The organism is Nocardioides zeae (genome assembly GCF_030818655.1).
GTDB lineage: Bacteria > Actinomycetota > Actinomycetes > Propionibacteriales > Nocardioidaceae > Nocardioides > Nocardioides zeae_A.
Map to the genome: position 1 here is coordinate 2,701,451 of NZ_JAUTAN010000001.1, position 20,084 is coordinate 2,721,534.

Genomic DNA, 20,084 nt, shown 5'->3' on the forward strand with positions numbered 1-20,084 from the left:
GGACGTCATGCGAGCCGCAGCCCCCGGGCGCCGCGCCGCATGACGTCCCGCAGGGGGTACGGGGGCAGAGCGCCGAGTGGCGCAGTCTCGTCACGCTCCGGGCGCTGCACGTGCTCGCGGCGCACGGCCGGCGGGGCTGACCACCCGCGGACCTCACCCCGGCGGGTGAGGGCGGCCCGCTCGCGTGGCGCGGCCTGCCGCCCGCACCCTAGGGTCGACCGGACTGATCGGCCGGTCCGGACCTCCCGGGGCGCCAGGTGCGCTCGGGGAAGGAGCACAGCAGTGGAGCCCGTGCCCCAGCCGGTGGTGCGACCCCACGGCGTGGCCCACACGCCGGCCTACCCCGAGGCCGACCTCACCAACTGCGACCGCGAGCCGATCCACGTGCCGGGCGCGATCCAACCGCACGGCCTCCTCCTGGCGCTCGACGAGCACCTCGGCGCGGTCGTGATCGCGTCGGCCAACGCGGCCGAGCTCCTGGGCGTGCCCGCCGACGCGGTCGTCGGCGCCACCCCCGTCGACCTCCTCGGCCCCGACGCCACGGCCACCATCGCTGCGCGCGTGGCCGCGGGCCTGCCCACCGAGCCGCTGGTGCTGGTGCTGCCGGAGGGCCCCGGCGCCCTCCGCGGCACGGAGCTCGACGTGCACGTCGTGCGCAGCGGGGACCGCGTCGTGATCGAGCTCGAGCCGGTCGTCGGCACGGGCAGCCTGTCGTTGTCCTACGGCTCAGCCCGCGGCGCGATGGCCCGCCTGAGCGGCACGGAGTCGAGCGCCGACCTCGCCGACCACCTCGCCCGCGAGGTGCGGGAGCTGCTCGGCTTCGACCGCGTGATGGTCTACCGCTTCGACGCGCAGTGGAACGGCGAGGTGATCGCCGAGCAGCGGCGCCCCGACCTCAACCCGTTCCTGGGGCTGCACTACCCCGCGACCGACATCCCCGCCCAGGCACGGCGGCTCTACACGGTCAACTGGACGCGGCTGATCGCCGACATCGGCTACACCCCGGTGCCGCTCGACCCCATCGTCGACCCGGCCACCGACGCGCCCCTCGACCTGTCGTCCTCGCGGTTGCGCAGCGTCTCGCCGATCCACGTCGAGTACCTCGGCAACATGGGCGTCAGCGCCTCCATGTCGATCTCGCTGGTCGTCGACGACCAGCTGTGGGGCCTCATCGCGTGCCACCACTACTCGGGGCCGCACCGCCCGGCGCAGGACGCCCGCGGCGCCGCCGAGTTCCTCGCCCAGGTCGCCTCGCAGCTGATCGGCGAGCGGGAGCGCGCCGAGGGCCGCGAGGCCGCGCTGCGTGCCCGCACGATGCTCGCCGGCATGGTCACCCGCATCACCACCAGCCCGGAGAACCCGCTGGAGACCCTCATCGCCGACCCCGAGCTGCTGACGCTCATGGGGGCGACCGGCGCCGCGCTGGCCCACGACGACCTGCTCCTCACCGCGGGCACCGTGCCCGGCGAGGACGAGCTCCGCGCCGTCGCGCGCGTGCTGGCCGACAAGGAGAGCTACGCGACGTACACCGACGACGTGTCGGCGCTCGAGCCGCGGCTCGGCGACCTCCCCGACGTGGCCCGGTACGCCGCGGGAGCGCTCCGCATCGGCGCCGAGCCCGACCGGTGGATCCTCTGGCTGCGGCCCGAGCAGGAGCAGACCGTCGACTGGGGCGGCGACCCCCGCAACAAGCAGGTGGCCGCGGCCGAGGGGCCCGAGGTGCGGCTCAGCCCGCGGCGTTCCTTCGAGAAGTGGCGCCAGGTGGTGCGGGGTCGGTCGTTGCCGTGGGAGCCGTGGCAGGTCGAGGCGGCCGACGCGCTCGGCGTGCACGTCACGGGCCTCCTGCTCTCCCGCGCCCGCGAGCACGTGCAGGTCGCCGAGTCGGTCCAGCAGAGCGTCGTGCTCGGCGAGGTGCCGCAGTTCGACGGCCTGGAGGTCGCGGCGCGCTACCTGCCCGCGTCCACCGTGCAGATGGGCGGCGACTGGTGGGACGCGTTCGAGATCGCGCCCGGCCGGGTCGTCATCGTGCTCGGCGACGTCGCCGGCCACGGGGTGGAGTCCGCCTCCGCGATGATCCAGCTGCGCACGGCGCTGCGGGCCTACATGTACGCGGGCTCCACCGTCGCCCAGACGCTCGACCAGCTCGACCACCTCATGATCAGCCTGCTGCGCGAGCACGTCGCGACGGCCGTGGCCGCCGAGGTGGACCTGGCCACCGGCCGGGTCGACCTCGCCGCCGCCGGCCACCTCCCGCCCCTGCTGGCCGCACCCGGCGGCACGGCGGACCTCGCGATGACGGCCCGGCCGCTCCTCGGCTTCGGGGCGTCGGAGGCGCCGGTCACGACCTTCACGCTCGCGCCCGGCGAGACGCTCATGCTCTACAGCGACGGTCTCGTCGAGCGCCGGGGCGTCGACATGGGCGAGCGCACGGCGGTGGTGCGCTCGCTCGCGACCTACGACCCCGCCGTGGCCCTCGACGACTGGGTCGACCGGGTGCTCACGATCCGCGACGGCACCGAGGACGACGACACGACGGTGCTGGCGGTGCGGCGCCCGCTCTGAGGCACCGGCGGCGGTGTGCCCGGGTCCGGCTCGACGCGGCTCAGGACACCACGCGCAGCACGACGAGGGCGACGTCGTCCTCCTCCTCGGAGGGCACGACGAGGGTCGAGAGCAGGTGGTCGCTGAGCGCCTCGGCGTCGAGGTGCGCCCCTGCGGCCAGCGCCGTGCAGAGCTCCTTGATGCTCACGTCGAGCGGGATGCCGCGCCGCTCGATGAGGCCGTCCGTGTAGAGCACGACCGTCGAGCCCACCGGGAGGTGGACGGCGAGGTCGGTGCGCACGGTGGCCGGGTCGATGCCGAGGATCGTCTCGCCGCCGGCGTCGAGCACCTGCGTGGTGCCGTCGGGGCGGAGCAGCACGGCGGGCGGGTGGCCGGCGCGCGACCACACGAAGCGCCAGCGGTCGCGCTGCGCGTCGGGGTCGAGCTGCTCCAGGAGCTCGAGCGGCTCGACCCGCGCCACGATGGCCGTCGCGATCGAGCGCACCTCCAGCAGCTCGAGCGCACGGTCGAGGCCCTCGAGCACCCGTGCTGGGCCGTCGACCGTCGCCACGGCGATCCCGCGGGTCAGGTTGCGCGCCTGGGCCATGGTGCCGGCGGCGGCGAGGTCGTGCCCGGCGACGTCGCCGATGGCGAGCACGAGGGCGCCGTCGTGCTGGAGGAACGCGTCGTACCAGTCCCCGCCGATCTGGGCGACGTGCGCCGCGGGGACGTACCGCACCGCCACCGCCAGCCGCTCGTGCTCCGGCGGCGGCGTCAGCAGCGCGCGCTGCAGCGCGATGGACACGTTCCGCTCCGCCTCCGCCTGCCGGCGCTCCGACGCGAGCAGCTCGATGCGGGTGAGGGCCTGCGTGAGGGCGTTCGCGATGCCGCGGAGGAAGTGCCGGTAGTGGTAGTCGAACGGCAGCCGGCCGCTCTGGCGGGCCACGAGCACGGGCACCTCCTCCCCCGGGGCGGGCTGACCGAGCTGCAGCCAGACGACGCGCCCGGCGGCGGTCTCCTCCACGTACGCCGCGGTCGGCACCAGCAGCGCGGACGGCGCCGGCGGCAGGTCGGCGCCGTCCGCGCCCGCGTCCACCGGCTCGCCCGGCAGCCGCAGGTCGATGGCCGCGAACTCCTCGGTGAGGCCGCGCAGCAGGGCCAGCGACCGGGACCGGAGGTCCTGCGCGGTCGTCGCGCCGGCAAGCACGTCGGCGAGCCCGGTCAGCGTGATCGCCCGTCGCTGTGCGAGCACCATCGACGTGATCTCCACGGCGATGTCGAGCACGCCCTCGATCCGGCCGCCGGTGCCCTGGACGGGCGAGTAGGAGTAGGTGAACCAGCAGTCCTCGAGGAAGCCGCGGCGGTGCAGCGGCATGAGGGTGCGGTCGACCCGGAACGACCCTCCGCCGTCGAGCACCCCCTGCATGAGCGGCCCGATCTCGTCCCACGCCTCCGGGAACACCGACTGCGCGGTGCGACCGAGCGCGTCCGGGTGCTTGTCGGCGATGAGCTCGACGTAGGCCTCGTTGTAGAGCAGCACGAACTCCTCGCCCCACAACAGCACGGCGGGGAACCGGGAGTTCACGATGGTGCGCAGGGCACCACGCAGCGTGCCGGTCCACTGCTCGGGCGGGCCGAGCGGGGTCGACGCCCAGTCCACGGCGTCGTAGCGCGCATGCAGGTCGGGGCCTGCCCCCTCCCAGAGCGTCACCTCAGCAACCTACCGAGTGCCCCCCGACGACCCTGCGCCGATCGGTCGTCGCTCACCCCTTCGGGCGGGACCAGTACGCCGCGAGCCCGGCCACCACGAGGGTGAGGACCGCCGACAGCGCCAGCCCCGCGGCGAGGTCCACCCGCAGCAGCAGAGCCCCCACGGCCGCGCCCGCCGCGATGAGGAGGATGGCCAGCAGGCGCCGGATCCACGGCTGCCCCGTGCGCGCCCCCAGCCAGGAGTCGGCCGCGAGGCCCGTGATCGTGGAGGTGACGACGACGGTCGTGACGTCCTTGACCGCGACGTGCCGCGCGAGGGCCGCCTGCAGGCCCATGGCCACCGCGACGACCGCCGCGACGACCACCGTCGCGACGCCGCCCTCGCCGACGCCGTCCTCGAGCGCCGTGCAGGCCGCCGTGACCGCCAGCAGCACCGCCACCCCGATCATCAGCAGCGAGACACGCCGACCCCAGCCGGCGTCGTGGCCCCGCACGCACCGGCCGCCCACGGCGGCCCCGGCCATGAAGGCCGCGAGCGCGCAGACGGGCCCCACGACGGGGAGGTCGTCCGCGCCGGCCGCCCCCATGCCGAGGATGACGACGTTGCCGGTCATGTTGCCGGTGAAGACCTTGTCGAGGCCGAGGTAGCCGACCGCGTCGGCCACCCCGGTCGAGAAGGTGAGCACCAGGAGCAGGGCGAGGCTGCGCGGGTGGTCGAGGAGCGAGTCGGTGCGGGGAGCGGCAGCAGCGGGCGCGGTCACGCGCCCATCATCGACCGGCGGCGTACCCCTGCGCACCGCGGGGGTTGGCCGCACCGAACAGCCAGCCGGTCGCCGGGTCCCGACCGACCGTGGAGATGCGTCCGAGCGTCCAGTCCCCCGCCACCGTCAGCACGTGTCCCCGCTCGCGCAGCTCGCCCAGCACCACCTCCCCGAGGCGGGCCTCCGCGACGACGCCACCCGGCTCCCAGGTGCGCGGCCAGAACGAGCTCACGGCCGCGGTGGTGTGGAAGGCGGGCGCGTCGATGGCGGCCTGCGGGCTCCACCCGCCGACGAGGAGCCGCAGGAGGTAGAGCAGCTGCCACTGGTCCTGCTGGTCGCCGCCGGGCGTGCCGAGCGCCGCGAACGGTCGTCCGTCGCGGCTCAGCACCGTCGGGCTGAGCGTCGTGCGCGGCCGGGCGCCGGGGCGCAGCGCCGAGGGGCTCGACTCGTCGAGCCACGTCATCTGCAGGCGCGTGCCGAGGCAGAAGCCCAGCTCGGGGATCGTCGGCGACGACTGCAGCCACCCGCCCGACGGCGTCAGCGCCACCAGGTTGCCCCGCGGCGTCGACCACGTCGAGGTGGCACGTGTCGCCGCGCGTCGTGCCGTGGCGGGCGACCGTCGGCTCGCCGACGCCCACGGGCGCGGGTCCCGGCTGCCCCGGTCCCCGCGGCCCGGTGACGACCACGTCCGCCGGTGTGCGCAGCGGCGGCGCGAAGGGCGTCGCCCCCGGGACCACCCCGGGCCGGTGCTCGAGCGAGGCGGTCTCGCCGACGAGCGCGGCCCGCTCCGCGGCGTACGCCGGCGTGAGCAGGTGGGCGAGCACCGCCGGGTCGGCGCCGGAGCCGTAGTAGGCGTCCCGGTCGGCCAGCGCCAGCTTGAGCACCTCGAGCACCGTGTGGGCCCCGAGGGCCGTCGACGGGTCGAGCCGCTCGTCGGGCAGCTGGTCGAGGATCGCGAGGCACTGGAGCAGCACCGGCCCCTGGCTGGAGAAGCCCGCCTTGTGGACCGTCGTGCCCCGGAAGTCGAGCGTGAGCGGCTCCGCGAGCCGCACGTGGTCCGCGGCGAGGTCGGCGAGCGCGAGCACGCCCGCGTGGTCGGTGCCCGACGAGTGCCGGTGGGGCCGTCCCGCCCCGGTGACGAGGGCCTGCCCCACGCGCCCGGAACGCCACTCGGCCCGCGCGGCGCGGATGCGCGCGACCCGGGCCTCCTCGTCGGTCCCCGCGTCCAGGTCGGCGGTCGCCGCCGTGCCCGCCGCCACGAGCGCCCGCAGGGTCGCGGCGTAGGCCGGGTTGCGCACGACGTCGCCGGGCTCGGGGACCCGACCGTCGACGAGCCACAGGGCGGCCGAGTCGGGCCAGTGGTCGGTGAAGTGGTCCCGCATCGTGGCGATGGTGCGACAGAGCTGGGCACCGGCCGGGTGCCCGTCCTCCAGGTAGTGCACCGCGGGCGCGAGCACGTCGCCGAGCTCCCACGTGCCGTGGTCCTCGAGCAGCCGGAGGAGCGCCTCCACGGCGGCCGGCACGGCGGCGGCGAGCGCCCCGCTGCCGGGCACGTCGTCGAGGCCCTCGGCGCGCAGGTGGGCGATGGTCGCCCCGGCCGGCGCCGGGCCCTGGCCGTCGACCACCACCGGGTCGGCGCCGGCGGGCGCGACGATCCCCATGAGGTCACCGCCCGGGCCGTTGAGGTGGGGCTCGACGGCGTGGAGCACGAAGGCTCCGGCGACGGCCGCGTCGAACGCGTTGCCGCCGCGCTCCAGCACCGACTGCGCGCTCGCCGCGGCGAGCCAGTGGGTGCCCGCCGCCATCCCGAACGACCCCGTGAGTGTGGGACGGGTCAGGTCGGCGGGCGGCGGCGTGAACGCGGAGGAGCTCATCCGTCGAGCATGCCACCCGCGCCCGACGCTTCCGCACGCCTCCTCCACAGCCGCAGGGGTACGCCGCGGCCTGCGCCGCGCCGTACCCCTGCGGGTGGGTGCCGAGGAAGGGGTCAGGCCCGGGCCGTCTCCTCCGCGGCCGCGGACTCCTTGGCCAGGGCCGCGATGCGGTCCGTGGTGGGCGCACCGCTCGGACGCTCCGACCAGGTCTGGCCGAGGCCGCTGGAGCGCTCGAGGTCGTAGGCGCTCTCCGAGTGCTGCGACAGGTCGAGTCCGGCGAGCTCGTCCTCCTCGCTGACCCGCAGGCCCATCGTCTTGTCGAGCACCTTCGCGATCACCCAGGTCACGACGAACGCGTAGGCGCAGACGGCGCCGATCGCGACGACCTCGCGCCAGGCGATGTCCCAGCTGCCGCCGAAGAGGACGCCCTCGATGCCCGCCGGCGAGCCCGAGAAGCCGATGAGCACGACGCAGAGCGAGCCCACGATGCCACCCATGCCGTGCACGGCGAACGCGTCGAGGGTCTCGTCGACGCCCAGCTTGGTCTTCCAGGTGCAGGCCCAGGCGACGAAGGCGCCCGAGGCGATGCCGACGACGATCGCGCCGAGCGAGTCCACGGCGTCCGCCGACGGGGTGATGCCGACGAGGCCGGCGATGATGCCCGAGGCCATGCCGAGGGTGGTGGGCGCGCCGTCACGGATCTTCTCGACGAGGCAGAAGCCGATCATGCCGGTGGAGCCGGCGATGAGGGTGGTGAGGACGGCGTACTGCGCCAGGAAGTTCGCGCCACCCGCGGTACCGCCGTTGAAGCCGAACCAGCCCATCCACAGCAGACCGGCGCCGAGGAGCACCAGCGGGAGGTTGTGGGGGCGGTTGCCCATGTTCTTGCGGGGGCCGAGCACCATCGCGAGCGCCAGCGCGCCGAGGCCCGCGGACATGTGGACCGCCGTGCCGCCGGCGTAGTCGTGGAGACCGAGGTCGTTGCGCAGCCAGCCGCCCTGCGTGCCCTCGCCGTCGTAGGCGAAGACCCAGTGGCCGAGCGGGAAGTAGACCGCCGTGACCCACAGCGCGGAGAAGACCAGCCAGCCGCCGAACTTCATGCGGCCGACCGCGCCGGAGGCGACGATCGCGACGGTGATGGCGGCGAAGAGGATGTAGAAGGCGAACCAGTAGGGGTCGACGAGCTGCGCCTCGCCCGGGTCCTCGTAGATCCCCAGGAACCCGAGGTAGCCGTCGGGATTGCCGATGAGGCCGAGCCCGCCGACGGAGTCACCGACGACGAGGCCGTGGCCGAAGAGCACGTAGAGGACGGTGGTGGTGCCGAGCGTGCTCATCGTCATCATGATCATGCTGAGCGCGTTCTTGCTGCCCACCATGCCCCCGTAGAACAGGGCGATGCCCGGGAACATGATGATGACGAGCGCCAGTGCGGCGAGCATCCACGCGACGTCTGCTGCGGGCATGCGGTTCTCCTTCTCGGGGGTGGAGCGAGGGGCTTCAGGGGGTCGGGGCCTGCGCGCGCAGCCACGCCGCTGCACGGTCGCGGTAGGTCGCGATGCCCTTGTAGTCGGCCATGTCCTCGGGCAGCTCCGCGATCACGGCGGCCGCCCGCTCCCGCCACTCCTCGACGCGCGCGAGCTCGTCGAAGGGCAGCATGTAGGAGCGGATGAGGAACATGACGGCGCCCGACTCGGGGAGTCGGACCAGGTGCTGCACCTCCGTGCGGAGGTGCACGAGACGCCCGAACGTCTCGTCGTCGACGGTCAGGACCATCGGCCGGTCGGGGCCCCACTCGGGGTAGGTCTCGGTGGAGACGTCGAGCCGGCGGTGCACGGTGAGGGTCCAGTTGGTGCGGCGGTAGGTCTCGTTGGGCTGGAGCCGCTTGATGAACTCGTGCGCCCGGGTGATGACGCCCTCCGCGTGGATCCGCGGCACGGGGCCGTGGATCTCGAGGAAGCTCATCCCGACGTCGAAGCCGAAGGACCAGTCGGCCGCGAACGTGACCACGCCCGCGTCGCCCCAGAGCACGCCGTCGCGCTCGTCGAGCAGCACCACGTCCTCCTGCACCTGCGCGGTGATCCAGCGCAGCGGCTCGTCGGGCAGGGTGCTCGCGTCGCCGAGCACGAACGTGTGGTCGATGCCGAGCAGGTCGTTGCGCCACCGGTACGCCGCGCGCGAGCCCCCCTCGAGGTCGTCGAGCACCTCAAGCGCGAACGCGTCGGGCCGGGACAGCGCCAGCTCGCGCATGAGGCAGAGCATCGCGTCCCAGCACGCGACCTGCATGTGGGGCAGCACCGCGTGGCGGGACGGGTCCCGCTCGAGGATCGCGGCCCGCTCGGCCAGCTCCTCGCCGTACGCGGAGTCGACGTCGACGACCGCCGCGCCCCACTGGCCGGCCGGGGTCGTGACGACGCCGCGCGCGGGCTCGACGTTGGTCGTGTAGCGGTAGGTCGGGTTCGGGAACGGGAACGGGAAGCCCGCGACGAGGTCGGGAGCGGTGGACACCGTCGGGGACAGGGTCGGGGGCGGGGTCACAGGGTCACCTCCAGGTGGGCGCGGCCGTCGGCCGCGGGGACGGCACGGGAGACGCAGGCCATGAGGCAGTCGCCCGCGCCCTTCGTCTCCTCGTCGAGGAACAGGTCGCGGTGCAGCACCGGGCTGCTCCCGGGAGCGACGTCGACGCGGCACTCGCCGCAGACGCCCTGGCGGCACAGGTTGGGCACGACGTGGCCGGCGTCCTCGAGCGCCTCGAGGAGGCTGGTGCCGGCGGGCACGTCGAGCACCCGGTCGTCGCCGGCCACCCGCACCGAGAAGGGCTCCCCGGGGTCGAGCGCCTCGACGCCGAACGGCTCGAGGTGCACGCGGCTCGACGGCCAGCCCAGCTCCGTCGCGAGCGCGACCACGGCGTCCATGAAGCCCGCGGGGCCGCAGGTGTAGAGGTGCGTGCCGATGGGCTGGTCGGCGAGGCGCACGGCGAGGTCCTCGGCGAGGCCGGCCCGGTCGGCCAGGAACGTGACCCGGTCGCCGCCGAGCTCCTTCAGCTCGTCGACGTGGGCGCCGTGGCCGTCGCGGAACAGGTAGACCAGCTCCGCCTCGCGACCCCAGCGCACGTGCGAGCGGAGGTGGGACAGCAGCGGGGTGATGCCGATGCCGGCCCCGACGAGCAGGTGCCGCGTGGCCAGGTGGACCGGCGCGAAGGCGCTGCGCGGCGGGGTCGCGGTGACCCGGTCGCCGACGGCCAGGCCGTGGACCCAGGCGGAGCCGCCGCCGGCGGTGCCGCCCTCGGACGCGGGGGCGCACCGGAGCACCGAGATCGCGTAGTGCCGCGGGTCGACGCTCTCACCGGTGAGCGAGTAGGCGTTCGCCGCGGGCCGCGGTCGCCCCTCCCCCGCCGGCACGTCGAGCACGAGGTGGCTGCCGGGCGTGAAGGAGGCCAGGCGCTCACCGTCGGGCGAGCCCAGGGTGAGCGACCGGATGCCCGGCACCGCGTCGTCGACGGCCGTGACGACGAGGTCGATCCGGGCGCTCACGCGACCGCCCCCTCGGACGCCAGGGTCTCCGCGTCGACCATGAACCCCAGGTACGCCCCGGACAGGCGCGAGACGTGGGGGTGGACGAGCAGCCGTCGGTCGCAGCCCGTGCAGGGCACGACGGCGTCGATCTCGACGGCCGCGTGCGTCGTGGTGTCGCAGTGCACGCACCAGACGGCCCGCTCCGCGATGTCGACGACACCGAAGGTCATCTCGTCGTCGCCGAGGCCGGCCCGCACGCCGGCCGCGCGCACGGCGAGGCACTCCCGCGCCGTACCGGCCACCAGCACCCGGTGCCCCACCCGCGCCGCCGCGAGGTCGGCACGCAGCGCGGCGACCGCGGCGTCGATGTCCCCGCAGTCCTGACGGCGTACGTCGCGCCCCGCCAGCGTCGCCGTCCAGCGGTCGGCGACGTCCCCGGCGCCGGGGAGCACGAGCAGCGTGAACACGCGCCCACGCAGGTCGGGCTCGGCAGCGGGCGCGGACGCGTCCCACGCCCAGCGGGGCACGCTGGTCTGGGTCATGCTGACCACGACGATCCTCCCTCTCCACCTCGGCCGCCCCGGTCGGTGCCGTGGCGGGTAGTCGAACGTGACGGTGTTTCTCCCCGGTGTCCGCGGCGTTCCGCCGGACGCACGGGCGCGGTGATCCGCCTCACGGGCACCTCACGGCCGGGTCAGCCACGCCATGGCGGGCTCCCGGTAGTCGAGGAACCCCTTGTAGGCGGCCAGGTCCTCGGGCAGCTCCAGGACGACGCGGGCGAGCTGGTCGCGCCACGCCGGCACCTGGCGGATCTCCTCCAGCGAGGTCATGTGGGTGCGGATGTTGAACGTGACCGCCCCCGTCATCGGCAGCCGGATGAAGTGCTCGACCTCGATGCGGAGCTGCAGGCGTCCCCAGTCCTCCGCCGCGACGAGGGCGGGGATGTCGCCCGCCCAGGCCGGCAGCTCCTCGAGGCTGACGTCGAGCAGCCGCGACCCGGAGGCCGACAGCGTCCAGTTGACGCGTCGGTAGACCTGGTCGACCGGCAGGCGGCGCAGGAACTGCTCGGCCCGCGACGTGATGCCCTCCCGGGTCAGCCGCGGCACCGGGTTGTGGATCTCCGCCATCGTCATGCCGACGTCGAAGGAGACCGACCAGGCGGCCGCGAAGGTCACGAGGCCGGCGTCGAAGCAGAGCTCGCCGTCGCGCTCCTTGACGAGCAGGAGGTCGTCGGGGACCTCACGACCGAGGAACGTCATCGGGTCCCACGGCAGGCTGGCGGCGTCGCCGAGCACGAACGTCTGGTCGGTGCCGAGGGCGGCGTTGCGCCACCGGAACCGGTCGGGGTCGCGGGGGTCCTCGTCGAGCCGCATGATCGCGGGGTACGACGCGGCCAGGTCCCGCAGGTAGTAGAGCAGCAGGTCCCAGCAGGCCGGCAGCATCCCGGGCATGATCCGCACGCGGTGGGGATCGGCGTCGAGGATGCGGCGCCGGTCGGCCATGATCGCGCCGTACTCCTCGCCCCCGAGGTCCACGATCGTCGCGCCCCACTCGCCGGCGGCGGTACGGCGCAGGAGACGCGCGGGCTCGACGTTGACGGAGTAGCGGAACGCGTCGAGGTCGTCGGGGAACGGCCACGGCAGGCGCGCGGTGTGGCCGCGCACGGGGAACGCGGGGCTGGTCGGGGCCGCGGTCGGTGCGGCGGGCGCGAGGGTCACAGGTCCACCTCGATGTCGTCGTCGGCGCAGGCCGCGCGCGAGACGCAGGCCAGCATGCGGTCGCCGCGCTCCTTGGCGGCGTCGGAGAGCACGAGGTCGCGGTGCTCGACCGCGCCGCGGCGTACCGGCACCTCGCACTCGCCGCAGACGCCCTGGCGGCAGAGGTTCGGCACGGCACGGCCCGTCGCGAGCAGCGCCTCGAGGAGGCTGGTGCCGGGCGGCACGGCGAGGCGCTCGCCCGTCGAGGCCAGCGTGGCCGTGAACGGGACGCCCGGGTCGAGCTCGGGCGCCGTGAACCGCTCGAGGTGCACCCGGTGGTCGGGCCAGCCGGCGGCGCGGGCCGCGTCGACGTAGGCCTCGAGCATGGGGACCGGTCCGCACGCGTAGGCGTGGGTGCCGAGCGGCTGGTCCGCGAGCCGGGCGGCGAGGAGGGCCGCCGTCCCCTCGACGGTGGTCGCCTCGTGCAGGGTCACGTCCGGGCGGGCGGCGAGGGCGCGCAGGTCGTCGAGGTGGGCGGCGTGGCCGGGCCGGTAGGAGTAGAGCACCTCGACGCTCCCGCCCCACCGCACGATCGCGCGGGCGTGGGACAGCACCGGCGTGACGCCGATGCCGCCGGCGACGAGCAGCGCGTGCCGCTGGTCGTGGCGCGGGGCGAACGCGGAGCGCGGGCCCTCCACCTCGACGAGGTCGCCGGGCGCGAGCCCGTGCACCCACGCCGAGCCCTGGTCGCGGCGCAGCACCGAGATCGCGTAGCGCCGCGGGTTGAACCCGTCGTCCGTCAGCGAGTAGGCGTTCCGCTTCTCGCGCGGCCCGCCCGGGTCGGTGGTGAGCACGACGTGCGCACCCGGCTCGTGGGGCGCCAGCGGCTCCCCCGTCGGGTCGACGAGCACGACGTGGCGGACGTCGGCCGTCAGCGCGCGCACCTCCGCGACGCGGAGGAGCCGGGGACCCGTGCGGTACGCCGCGTGCTGGTGGGCCGCGTACCGCACGGGCGCCTCGGGCAGGAGCGTGGCGCTCATGCGGCGGCCTGCTCGCCGGGCTCGGCGCCGGTGTCGGGCTCGGCGCCGGTGTCCGAGGCGAGGAAGCTGCCCCGCACGGCCGAGTGGTGCGGGTGGATCTCGAGCAGGCGCGTGCAGCCGGGGCAGACCGCCGTGCCACCCGGCTCGCCGTGCAGGCGGTGCGTGGCACGGCAGTGCGCGCAGTAGACGGGGAGGTCGGTGGGACCGACCGCGTCGACGACGAACGCGCGCAGCTCCGCCCCGCTCGCCCCGTGCGCGCGGCACCGGGCGAGGGTGAGGAGCACGTCGTGCTGGGGGCCGACGACCATGATCCGCACGCCGACCCGCACCGCGTCGAGCGCGGCGGCGACGTCGTCGTGCCCGGTCACGAGGTCGTCCGCCACGACGAGCCGCGTCGGGACCCGGCCCTCGGCCTCCCGCACCCAGGCCCCCGCCACCTCGGCCGTGCGGGGGTGGCCGCCGAGGGCGAGCACCAGCACGGTCGCGGCCGAGGGGTCGACCGGCTCCGGCACGGCCGGCCAGTGCGGCAGGCCGAGCCGGACCTCGGTCGCCGCGGTCTCCGCGATCTCCACGGTCGTCATTCGGGACCCGGCCTTCTCAGAGCAGGTCGGCGTTGCGGTCGCCGGCGTAGAACGCCAGCGCGTAGGACGGCGTCGAGAACGCGATCCGCGACCCCTTCGGGAAGAAGATGGCGTCCTTGGCGCGGGCCACGGTCTTCTGGCCCGTGTCGACGTTCTCGAGGAGGAACTCGCCCTCGAGGACGACCTTCATCTCGTCGTACTCGTAGAGGTAGACCAGCGGCTCGTCCGTGTGCTTGAGCTCGAAGAAGCCGGAGCACATGGTGCTGCCCTCGGGGTTCTCGTAGACGTCGCCGATGTAGCCCTCGCACGCGGGGTAGTCCTCCATCCGCGGGAGGTCCTTCCACGCGTCGGACGTGACGAGGAAGGGGGCCGTGGCGGGTGCGTCGGGGGTGGTGGTCATCTGAGCCGCTCCGATCATGCGAGGAAACGTTGTCTGCTCAGATGAAACAAAGTGGGTGTTTCGCGGGTCGCGGGGTTGCGTAACGATCGCGTGACGCCCGTTGGGTTCGGGGCCTCGGGCCGGGCCGGGCCGGGCCGGGAAATGTGCGGCTGGGGCAGGTCCGCCGGGGTCTGAGCCGTACCAACGTCCCAGTTCGGCGCACCGCCCGGGCCCGACCCGAGCCAGAGCAGGATCCGAGCCAAGAAAACGCGGACCGGACCCGGTCAGAACCAGGAAAACGCGGACTCCCAGGCGCTGCCGGTCCGCGTTCTCCTCGTCCGGGCCAGCGCCCCGCCGCCAGGTCGCCCCCATGCGTCCCGGGTCGTCATCCCCGGTACGACGCGGGCCGAGCATGCGTCGTACCGACCGGGGCCCGCGGGGTCCCGCCTTGCACGCAGGACTGTGCGGCTGCGGCGGGTCCGGGACGACCGTGGCCGCACCGAGGTCCCAGTTCGGCGCCCCGACCGGGCCCGGGCCGAGCCAGAGCAGGACCCGAACCAAGAAAACGCGGACCAAGACCGGCCAGAATCAGGAAAACGCGGACTCCCGGGCGCACCCGGTCCGCGTTTTCCTTCCCCGGGCGCCAGCCCGGCCCGCCCGAGGCGGGCCCCCGAGGCAGGCCCCCGCCCTCACGCCCCCGACGCGTGCCAGCGGCCGTGGGTGCGCTCGACGCGGATGGGGTGTGCAAAGGCCTCCGAGACGCCCGCGCTGGTCAGCACCTCGTCGACGGGGCCGGCGGCGACGATCGCTCCGTCGCGCAGCAGGGCCGCGTGGCTCGTCGTGCTCGGCAGCTCCTCGAGGTGGTGGGTCACCAGCAGCGTGGAGGTGGTGGGCTGCTCGGCGACGACGCCGTCGAGCGCGGTCAGGAAGCGCTCGCGCGCAGCGAGGTCGAGGCCCGTGGTCGGCTCGTCCAGCAGGAGCAGCTGCGGCCGGCCGACGAGGGCGCGGGCGATGAGCGCCCGGCCCCGCTCGCCCTGCGACAGGGTGGGCCAGCGCAGCCCGGCGCGGTCGCCCATGCCGACGCTCGCGATGAGCTCGCGCGCGTGCTCGGCCTGGTCGGGCGTCGGCTCCCAGCGGCGGGGCAAGTCCGCGCTGCCGGTGAGGCCGGTCAGCACGACCTGCTCCACCGTGAGCGGCGAGGCCACCCGGTGGCGGGGGTCGACGTGGCCGATCATCCGGCGCAGCGCCTGCAGCTCGATGCGCCCGAGCCGGTGGCCGAGCACGTGGACGGTGCCGGTCGTCGGGTGCTGGTTGGCCCCGCAGAGGCTCAGCACCGTCGACTTGCCGGCGCCGTTCGGCCCCAGCACCGCCCAGTGCTCGCCGGCCTCGACCCGGAGGTCGATGCCGTGGAGGATCTCCTTGCCGGCGCGGCGCAGCGTCACGCCGGCGAGCTCGAGCACGGGCGGCCGACCGTCCGCCGATCCGGGAGCGTCCTGGGAGGCGGGAGCGAGGTCGGTCGTCGTCACGGCCCCTAGGATCCCACCCGGCCACCGCCGAGCGGGAACGGGGTGTTCGCCGGACCGGCCAGCTCCTCGGCGTAGTTCGCCAGCAGCGCCAGGTTCCGCTCGTCGAGGTGGTCCCACTTCTGCGGCACGCTCGAGCCGGGCGTCAGCGTCGCCATCGCCCGCTGCGGCTTCAGCGCGGCGCTGACCCAGCCCTCGTGGCTGGCGCCCCGCGCGACGACCTCGGCGATGGGCGTGACGATGAGCGAGTTGCCGAAGTACGGCGCGCCCGCCGGGTCCACGCCCGTCGCGTTGGCACCGATCACGTAGACGTGGTTGTCGTACGCCCGCGCCCGCGTCGTCAGCTCCCACAGGTCGGCGCTGCGCAGCAGCGCGGAGGGGCGCGCGATGATCTCGGCGCCCTTGACCGCGTTGATGCGGGACAGCTCCGGGTAGTCCCCGTCGAAGCAGATGATCAGCCCGATCGTGCCGATCTCGGTGTCCACCACGGTGACGTGCTCGCCGCGCGTCACCCAGCCGCCACGCTCGATGTCCTCGGTGCCGAACGGGTGCGTCTTGTGGTAGGTCCCCAGCACGCTGCCGTCCGGCCCCGCGAGGTGCGCGGAGTTGTAGACGACACCGCGCTCCGCGCCGGCCTCGTACGCGCCCCACACCAGGTGGATGCCGAGCCGGCGGGCGAGGTCGGTGTACGGCGCGGTGCCGGCCCCCGGCGACGCCTGGAGCAGGTCCCACAGCTCCTCGGCGCCCATCGCGGGACCGAACCCGGTCGTCACGGTCTCGGGCAGCACGACGAGCTCGGCGCCCGTGGCCTCGACGGAGCGCTCGACCCAGGTCAGCGCGCGCTCGGTGTTGCCCGCGATCGTCTCGGGCGTCAGCGGCGCCGAGCTCGGGGCGACCTGGACCGCGGCCACGGTGACGTCGCGCATCAGCGGGCCCGCCGTCCGAGCAGGGCGCCGACGAGCACGCCGACGAGCATGAGACCGGCCCCGGTGAGGGTGCCCTTGAGGAAGGCGTCCGGCGAGCCGCCCGCAGCGGGCGCCGAGACCGCGCCCGGCCGGGAGAAGCTGCGCTGCGCCTCGGACGTGCCCTCGGCCGAGCCCGCGTTGCCCGCCCCGCCCTCGCGGGTCTCCGCCGCGGTCTGGTCGGTGGGGCTGATCGCGGACGCGGTCGGGCCGACGGGCACCGGACCGTTCTGCAGGTGGTCGTCGATCGCCTTGAAGAACTCGGCCGCGAGGCGCTTGCCGACGCTGGCGAGCATCCGCTGGCTGACGCCGCCGATCATGCCGCCGACGACCGCGTCGGCGACGAAGCGGATGAGCGTGCCCTCGCCCTGCGCCTCCATGTCGACGTCCACCTCGACCTGGATCGTCCCGGGGCCGCCGGCGCCGGACGCGACCATCTTCAGGTAGTGCGGCTCCCGCTTGTCCTTGAGGTGCACCTCGCCCTCGTAGGTGCCGCGGATCGCGGCCACGCCGGCGCTGATGGTCATCCGGTAGGAGTCCTCGGTGACCGTCTCGAGCTGCTGGCAGCCCGGGATCGTCGCGACGAGGACGGCCGGGTCGTTGAACGCCGCCCAGAGGGCGTCGATGCTGCTGGTCAGCGTTGCTTCGCCGGTGACCTTCACGCGCGGGCCTCACTTTCGGTGGATGCTGCGGAGGGTGCCGCAGACGGGGTCGGGCTGCCGGGGAGGACCGACGCCGGGTCGACCCAGCGCACGCTCTCCGTCCCCGGCATGGTGTTGACGAGCGGCTCGGGGTACGCCGCGGCGCGGCGCAGGTCGAACAGCTCGGACGGCGAGATCGGCATCCGCACGATGGGGATGCCCTCGGCGTCCTCGATGGCCGCCGCGATGGCCGCGGAGGTGGGGATGACGCCGGCCTCGCCCGCGCCCTTGATCCCCAGCGGGTTGAGCGGGGAGGGCGTCTCCAGGTGGTCGATGTCGATGCTGGTGGGCACCTCGGAGGCGTACGGCATGAGGAAGTCCATGAAGGAGGCGTTGGCCAGCTGGCCGGCCTCGTCGTACGCCATGATCTCGTAGAGCGCCCCGCCCACGCCCTGCGCGACGCCGCCGTGGATCTGGCCCTCGACGATGCGGGGGTTGATCATCTTCCCGCAGTCGTGCACGACGGCGTACTTGAGGATCGAGATCTCCGCCGTCTCCGGGTCGGTCTCCACGATGACGGCGTGCGCGCCGGCGGCGAAGGTCGAGTACGGCGGGGAGTAGTAGTCCGTCTCGTCGAGTCCGGGCTTCTCCCCCGGCGCGACCGGCGGCTTGGCGTAGTCGACCGGGCCGCCGCCGAACTGGGTGGCGGCCTTGCTGGCCTCGTCGAACGCGTAGCGCAGCGGGTTGGACAGCACCGCGACGGTGCCGATGCCCACGGCGGTCGAGGGGTCGCCCTTGACCTGCACCATGCCCTCGACGATCTCGAGGTCGCCCGGGTCGGCCTCGAGCGCGTCGGCGGCGAGCCGCAGCGTGCGCTCCTTGACCTTGCGGGCGGCCAGCGCGATGGCGCTGCCGCTCATGACGGCGCCGCGCGAGGCGAAGGTGCCGACGGAGTAGCCGAACCGCCGGGTGTCGCCCGTCGTGACGATGACGTCCTCGAAGGGCACGCCGAGCTCGGTCGCGACGATCTGCGCGAACGCGGTCTGGTGGCCCTGGCCCTGCGAGGTGATGCCGGTGGCGACCTTCACCTTGCCCGAGGTGAGCACCTGCACGTGGCCGCCCTCGTACGGGCCGGGACCCGTGCCCTCGACGTAGAACCCGAGGCCGATGCCGACCTGGCGGCCCTCGGCGCGGGCGTCGGCGCGGATCTTCTCGAACTCGTCCCAGCCCACGAGCGTGCGCAGCTTGTCGGCGAGCGCCGGGTAGTTGCCCGAGTCGTAGCGGAGCGGGCGCCCGTCCTGGAACATGAGGCCGAAGTCGACCGGGAACTCGTCGGGCTGGATGAAGTTGGCCGCGCGCACGTCGAGGCGGTCCTTGCCGAGGTACTGCGCGATGCGGTCCATCGTGCGCTCCATGGCGTAGACGCCCTGGGGCCGGCCCGCGCCGCGGTACGGCGTCACGAGCACCGTGTTGGTGTAGAGGCTCGTGAACGTCACCCGGTAGGCCCCCGGCCGGTAGGGACCGAGGAGCTGCGTGGAGGCGTTGATCGGCACGATGAGGCCGTAGGGGATGTAGGCGCCGTGGTCGTGGAGGATGTCGACCTCGAGGCCGAGCACGCGACCGTCGTCGTCGAACCCGACCTGCACCGTGAGCAGCTGGGCGCGCTCGTGGGCGCTGGAGACGAAGTGCTCGCGCCGGTCCTCGGTCCACTTCACGTCGCGGCCGAGCCGGATCGCGGCCCACGGGACCATGATCTCCTCGGGCCACGGGTGCACGATCTTGACGCCGAAGCCGCCGCCCACGTCGGGCGTGACCACGTCGACCTGGGTCAGCTCGAGGCCGAGCTTGGCCGAGACCGCGCCCCGCACGCCGGTGGACGTCTGTGTCGCCGTCCAGAGCGTCAGCTTCTCCTCGTGCGCGTCCCAGCGGGCGTGCACGCCCTTGCCCTCCATGGGCATGCAGGCGCTGCGCTCGATGTCCCACTCGAAGGTGAGGCGGTGCGGGGCGTCGGCCACGGCGCTGGCGGCGTCGCCGTACGCCTGGGTCGAGACCGCGGCGGCGTTGCCGGGGATGTCGTCGTAGACCAGCTCCTCGGCCGCGGCCGCCTTGCGCAGGCCGACGACGGGCTTGAGCACCTCGTAGTCGACCTTCACGAGCGCCGCGGCGTCCTCCGCGACGTACCGGTCGCGGGCGATGACCATCGCGACGGCCTCGCCCACGTGGTTCACCGCGTCGCGCGCGAGGGCGTAGCCGGTGCGCGGGTGGGTGAGGTCGGGGTGCGGGATGAGCAGGGGCAGGGGCTCCGCGGTCGGGCCGGAGAGGTCGTCCCAGGTGTAGACGGCGACGACGCCCTCGAGCTCGTAGGCGTCGTAGGGGTCGATGTCGCGGATCCGTGCGCGGGCGTGCGGGGTGCGCACGAACGCGGCGTGGAGGGTGCGGTCGTCGCCGATGTCGTCGACGTAGCGGCCCTTGCCCGTCACCAGGCGCGGATCCTCGACCCGCTTGACGGGCTCGCCGAAGCTGCGGGTGCTCACGCGTCGCTCCCCTCGCTCGCGGACGGCTCGGTCGCGCCGGGCTCCGCGGCCCGCTCCTTCTGGATCTCCGCGGCGCGGAGCACCGAGGCGACGATGTTCTGGTAGCCGGTGCAGCGGCACAGGTTGCCGCCGACGGCCTCGCGGGCCTCCTCGGGCGTGGGGTCCGGGTTCTCCTCGATGAACGCGGAGACGGTCGTGAGGAAGCCGGGGGTGCAGAAGCCGCACTGCAGGCCGTGGCAGTCGACGAACGCCTGCTGCGTCGGGCTCAGCCGGCCGTCCGGTTCCGTCAGGCCCTCGACGGTGGTCACGTCGTGGGTCCTCGGCGCTCA

The 20,084-nt window shown here is 74.4% G+C and carries 17 protein-coding genes and 1 pseudogene; 1 reads left to right on the plus strand and 17 read right to left on the minus strand.

The features are described from left to right. The first annotated feature begins 282 nt into the window (after positions 1–282). Positions 283–2,562: a SpoIIE family protein phosphatase gene (locus QE405_RS12860; protein WP_307201329.1), complete on the plus strand. Its 2,280-nt coding sequence runs from the start codon at positions 283–285 to the stop codon at positions 2,560–2,562. A 40-nt stretch (positions 2,563–2,602) separates the two neighbouring features. On the opposite strand, the gene QE405_RS12865 is transcribed toward QE405_RS12860, so the two are convergent. The 17 genes and pseudogenes from QE405_RS12865 to QE405_RS12945 form a co-directional block, all read right to left on the minus strand. Next, the gene (locus QE405_RS12865; protein WP_307201330.1) at positions 2,603–4,252 is read right to left on the minus strand and encodes a PP2C family protein-serine/threonine phosphatase; all 1,650 of its coding nucleotides are present in this window, start codon (positions 4,250–4,252) and stop codon (positions 2,603–2,605) included. 52 nt (positions 4,253–4,304) lie between these two features. Then, complete coding sequence (locus QE405_RS12870; RefSeq protein ID WP_307201332.1) at positions 4,305–5,012, minus strand: DUF1275 family protein; 708 nt, start codon at positions 5,010–5,012, stop codon at positions 4,305–4,307. Positions 5,013–5,019: 7 nt separating this feature from the next. After that, positions 5,020–5,559, minus strand: a complete 540-nt coding sequence (locus tag QE405_RS12875; protein ID WP_307205802.1) for a gamma-glutamyltransferase — start codon at positions 5,557–5,559, stop codon at positions 5,020–5,022. A 64-nt stretch (positions 5,560–5,623) separates the two neighbouring features. Continuing rightward, positions 5,624–6,886: pseudogene (locus QE405_RS12880) on the minus strand (gamma-glutamyltransferase); the annotation flags it as partial. 113 nt (positions 6,887–6,999) lie between these two features. Continuing rightward, complete coding sequence (locus QE405_RS12885) at positions 7,000–8,349, minus strand: ammonium transporter (RefSeq protein ID WP_307201334.1); 1,350 nt, start codon at positions 8,347–8,349, stop codon at positions 7,000–7,002. A 34-nt stretch (positions 8,350–8,383) separates the two neighbouring features. Continuing rightward, positions 8,384–9,421 (minus strand): heme-dependent oxidative N-demethylase family protein, encoded by a 1,038-nt coding sequence (locus QE405_RS12890; protein ID WP_307201336.1) that lies wholly within the window; start codon positions 9,419–9,421, stop codon positions 8,384–8,386. Further along, positions 9,418–10,416 (minus strand): PDR/VanB family oxidoreductase, encoded by a 999-nt coding sequence (locus tag QE405_RS12895; protein ID WP_307201338.1) that lies wholly within the window; start codon positions 10,414–10,416, stop codon positions 9,418–9,420. Before QE405_RS12895 ends, QE405_RS12890 begins: the two co-directional genes overlap by 4 nt. Next, a complete protein-coding gene (locus QE405_RS12900; RefSeq protein ID WP_307201340.1) occupies positions 10,413–10,940 on the minus strand; it encodes a dimethylamine monooxygenase subunit DmmA family protein in 528 nt (175 codons plus the stop codon). The genes QE405_RS12895 and QE405_RS12900 overlap by 4 nt, the downstream gene beginning before the upstream one ends. A 141-nt stretch (positions 10,941–11,081) precedes the next feature. Then, entirely contained in the window at positions 11,082–12,116 is a 1,035-nt protein-coding gene (locus QE405_RS12905) for a heme-dependent oxidative N-demethylase family protein (RefSeq protein ID WP_307201342.1), read from the minus strand. After that, positions 12,113–13,135, minus strand: a complete 1,023-nt coding sequence (locus tag QE405_RS12910) for a PDR/VanB family oxidoreductase (protein ID WP_307201344.1) — start codon at positions 13,133–13,135, stop codon at positions 12,113–12,115. Before QE405_RS12910 ends, QE405_RS12905 begins: the two co-directional genes overlap by 4 nt. Then, complete coding sequence (locus QE405_RS12915; protein WP_307201346.1) at positions 13,132–13,716, minus strand: dimethylamine monooxygenase subunit DmmA family protein; 585 nt, start codon at positions 13,714–13,716, stop codon at positions 13,132–13,134. The genes QE405_RS12910 and QE405_RS12915 overlap by 4 nt, the downstream gene beginning before the upstream one ends. Positions 13,717–13,732: 16 nt before the next feature. Next, a complete protein-coding gene (locus QE405_RS12920) occupies positions 13,733–14,116 on the minus strand; it encodes a cupin domain-containing protein (RefSeq protein WP_307201348.1) in 384 nt (127 codons plus the stop codon). 668 nt (positions 14,117–14,784) lie between these two features. Continuing rightward, a complete protein-coding gene (locus QE405_RS12925) occupies positions 14,785–15,621 on the minus strand; it encodes an ABC transporter ATP-binding protein (RefSeq protein WP_307201350.1) in 837 nt (278 codons plus the stop codon). Positions 15,622–15,626: 5 nt separating this feature from the next. Next, a complete protein-coding gene (locus QE405_RS12930) occupies positions 15,627–16,544 on the minus strand; it encodes a carbon-nitrogen hydrolase family protein (RefSeq protein WP_307201352.1) in 918 nt (305 codons plus the stop codon). Continuing rightward, a complete protein-coding gene (locus QE405_RS12935; protein ID WP_307201354.1) occupies positions 16,544–17,242 on the minus strand; it encodes a CoxG family protein in 699 nt (232 codons plus the stop codon). The genes QE405_RS12930 and QE405_RS12935 overlap by 1 nt, the downstream gene beginning before the upstream one ends. Continuing rightward, positions 17,239–19,755 (minus strand): aerobic carbon-monoxide dehydrogenase large subunit, encoded by a 2,517-nt coding sequence (cutA, locus tag QE405_RS12940; protein WP_307205805.1) that lies wholly within the window; start codon positions 19,753–19,755, stop codon positions 17,239–17,241. Before cutA ends, QE405_RS12935 begins: the two co-directional genes overlap by 4 nt. Then, positions 19,752–20,063, minus strand: coding sequence for a (2Fe-2S)-binding protein (locus QE405_RS12945; RefSeq protein ID WP_307205811.1), 312 nt, complete (start codon positions 20,061–20,063; stop codon positions 19,752–19,754). The genes cutA and QE405_RS12945 overlap by 4 nt, the downstream gene beginning before the upstream one ends. Positions 20,064–20,084: the final 21 nt, after the last annotated feature.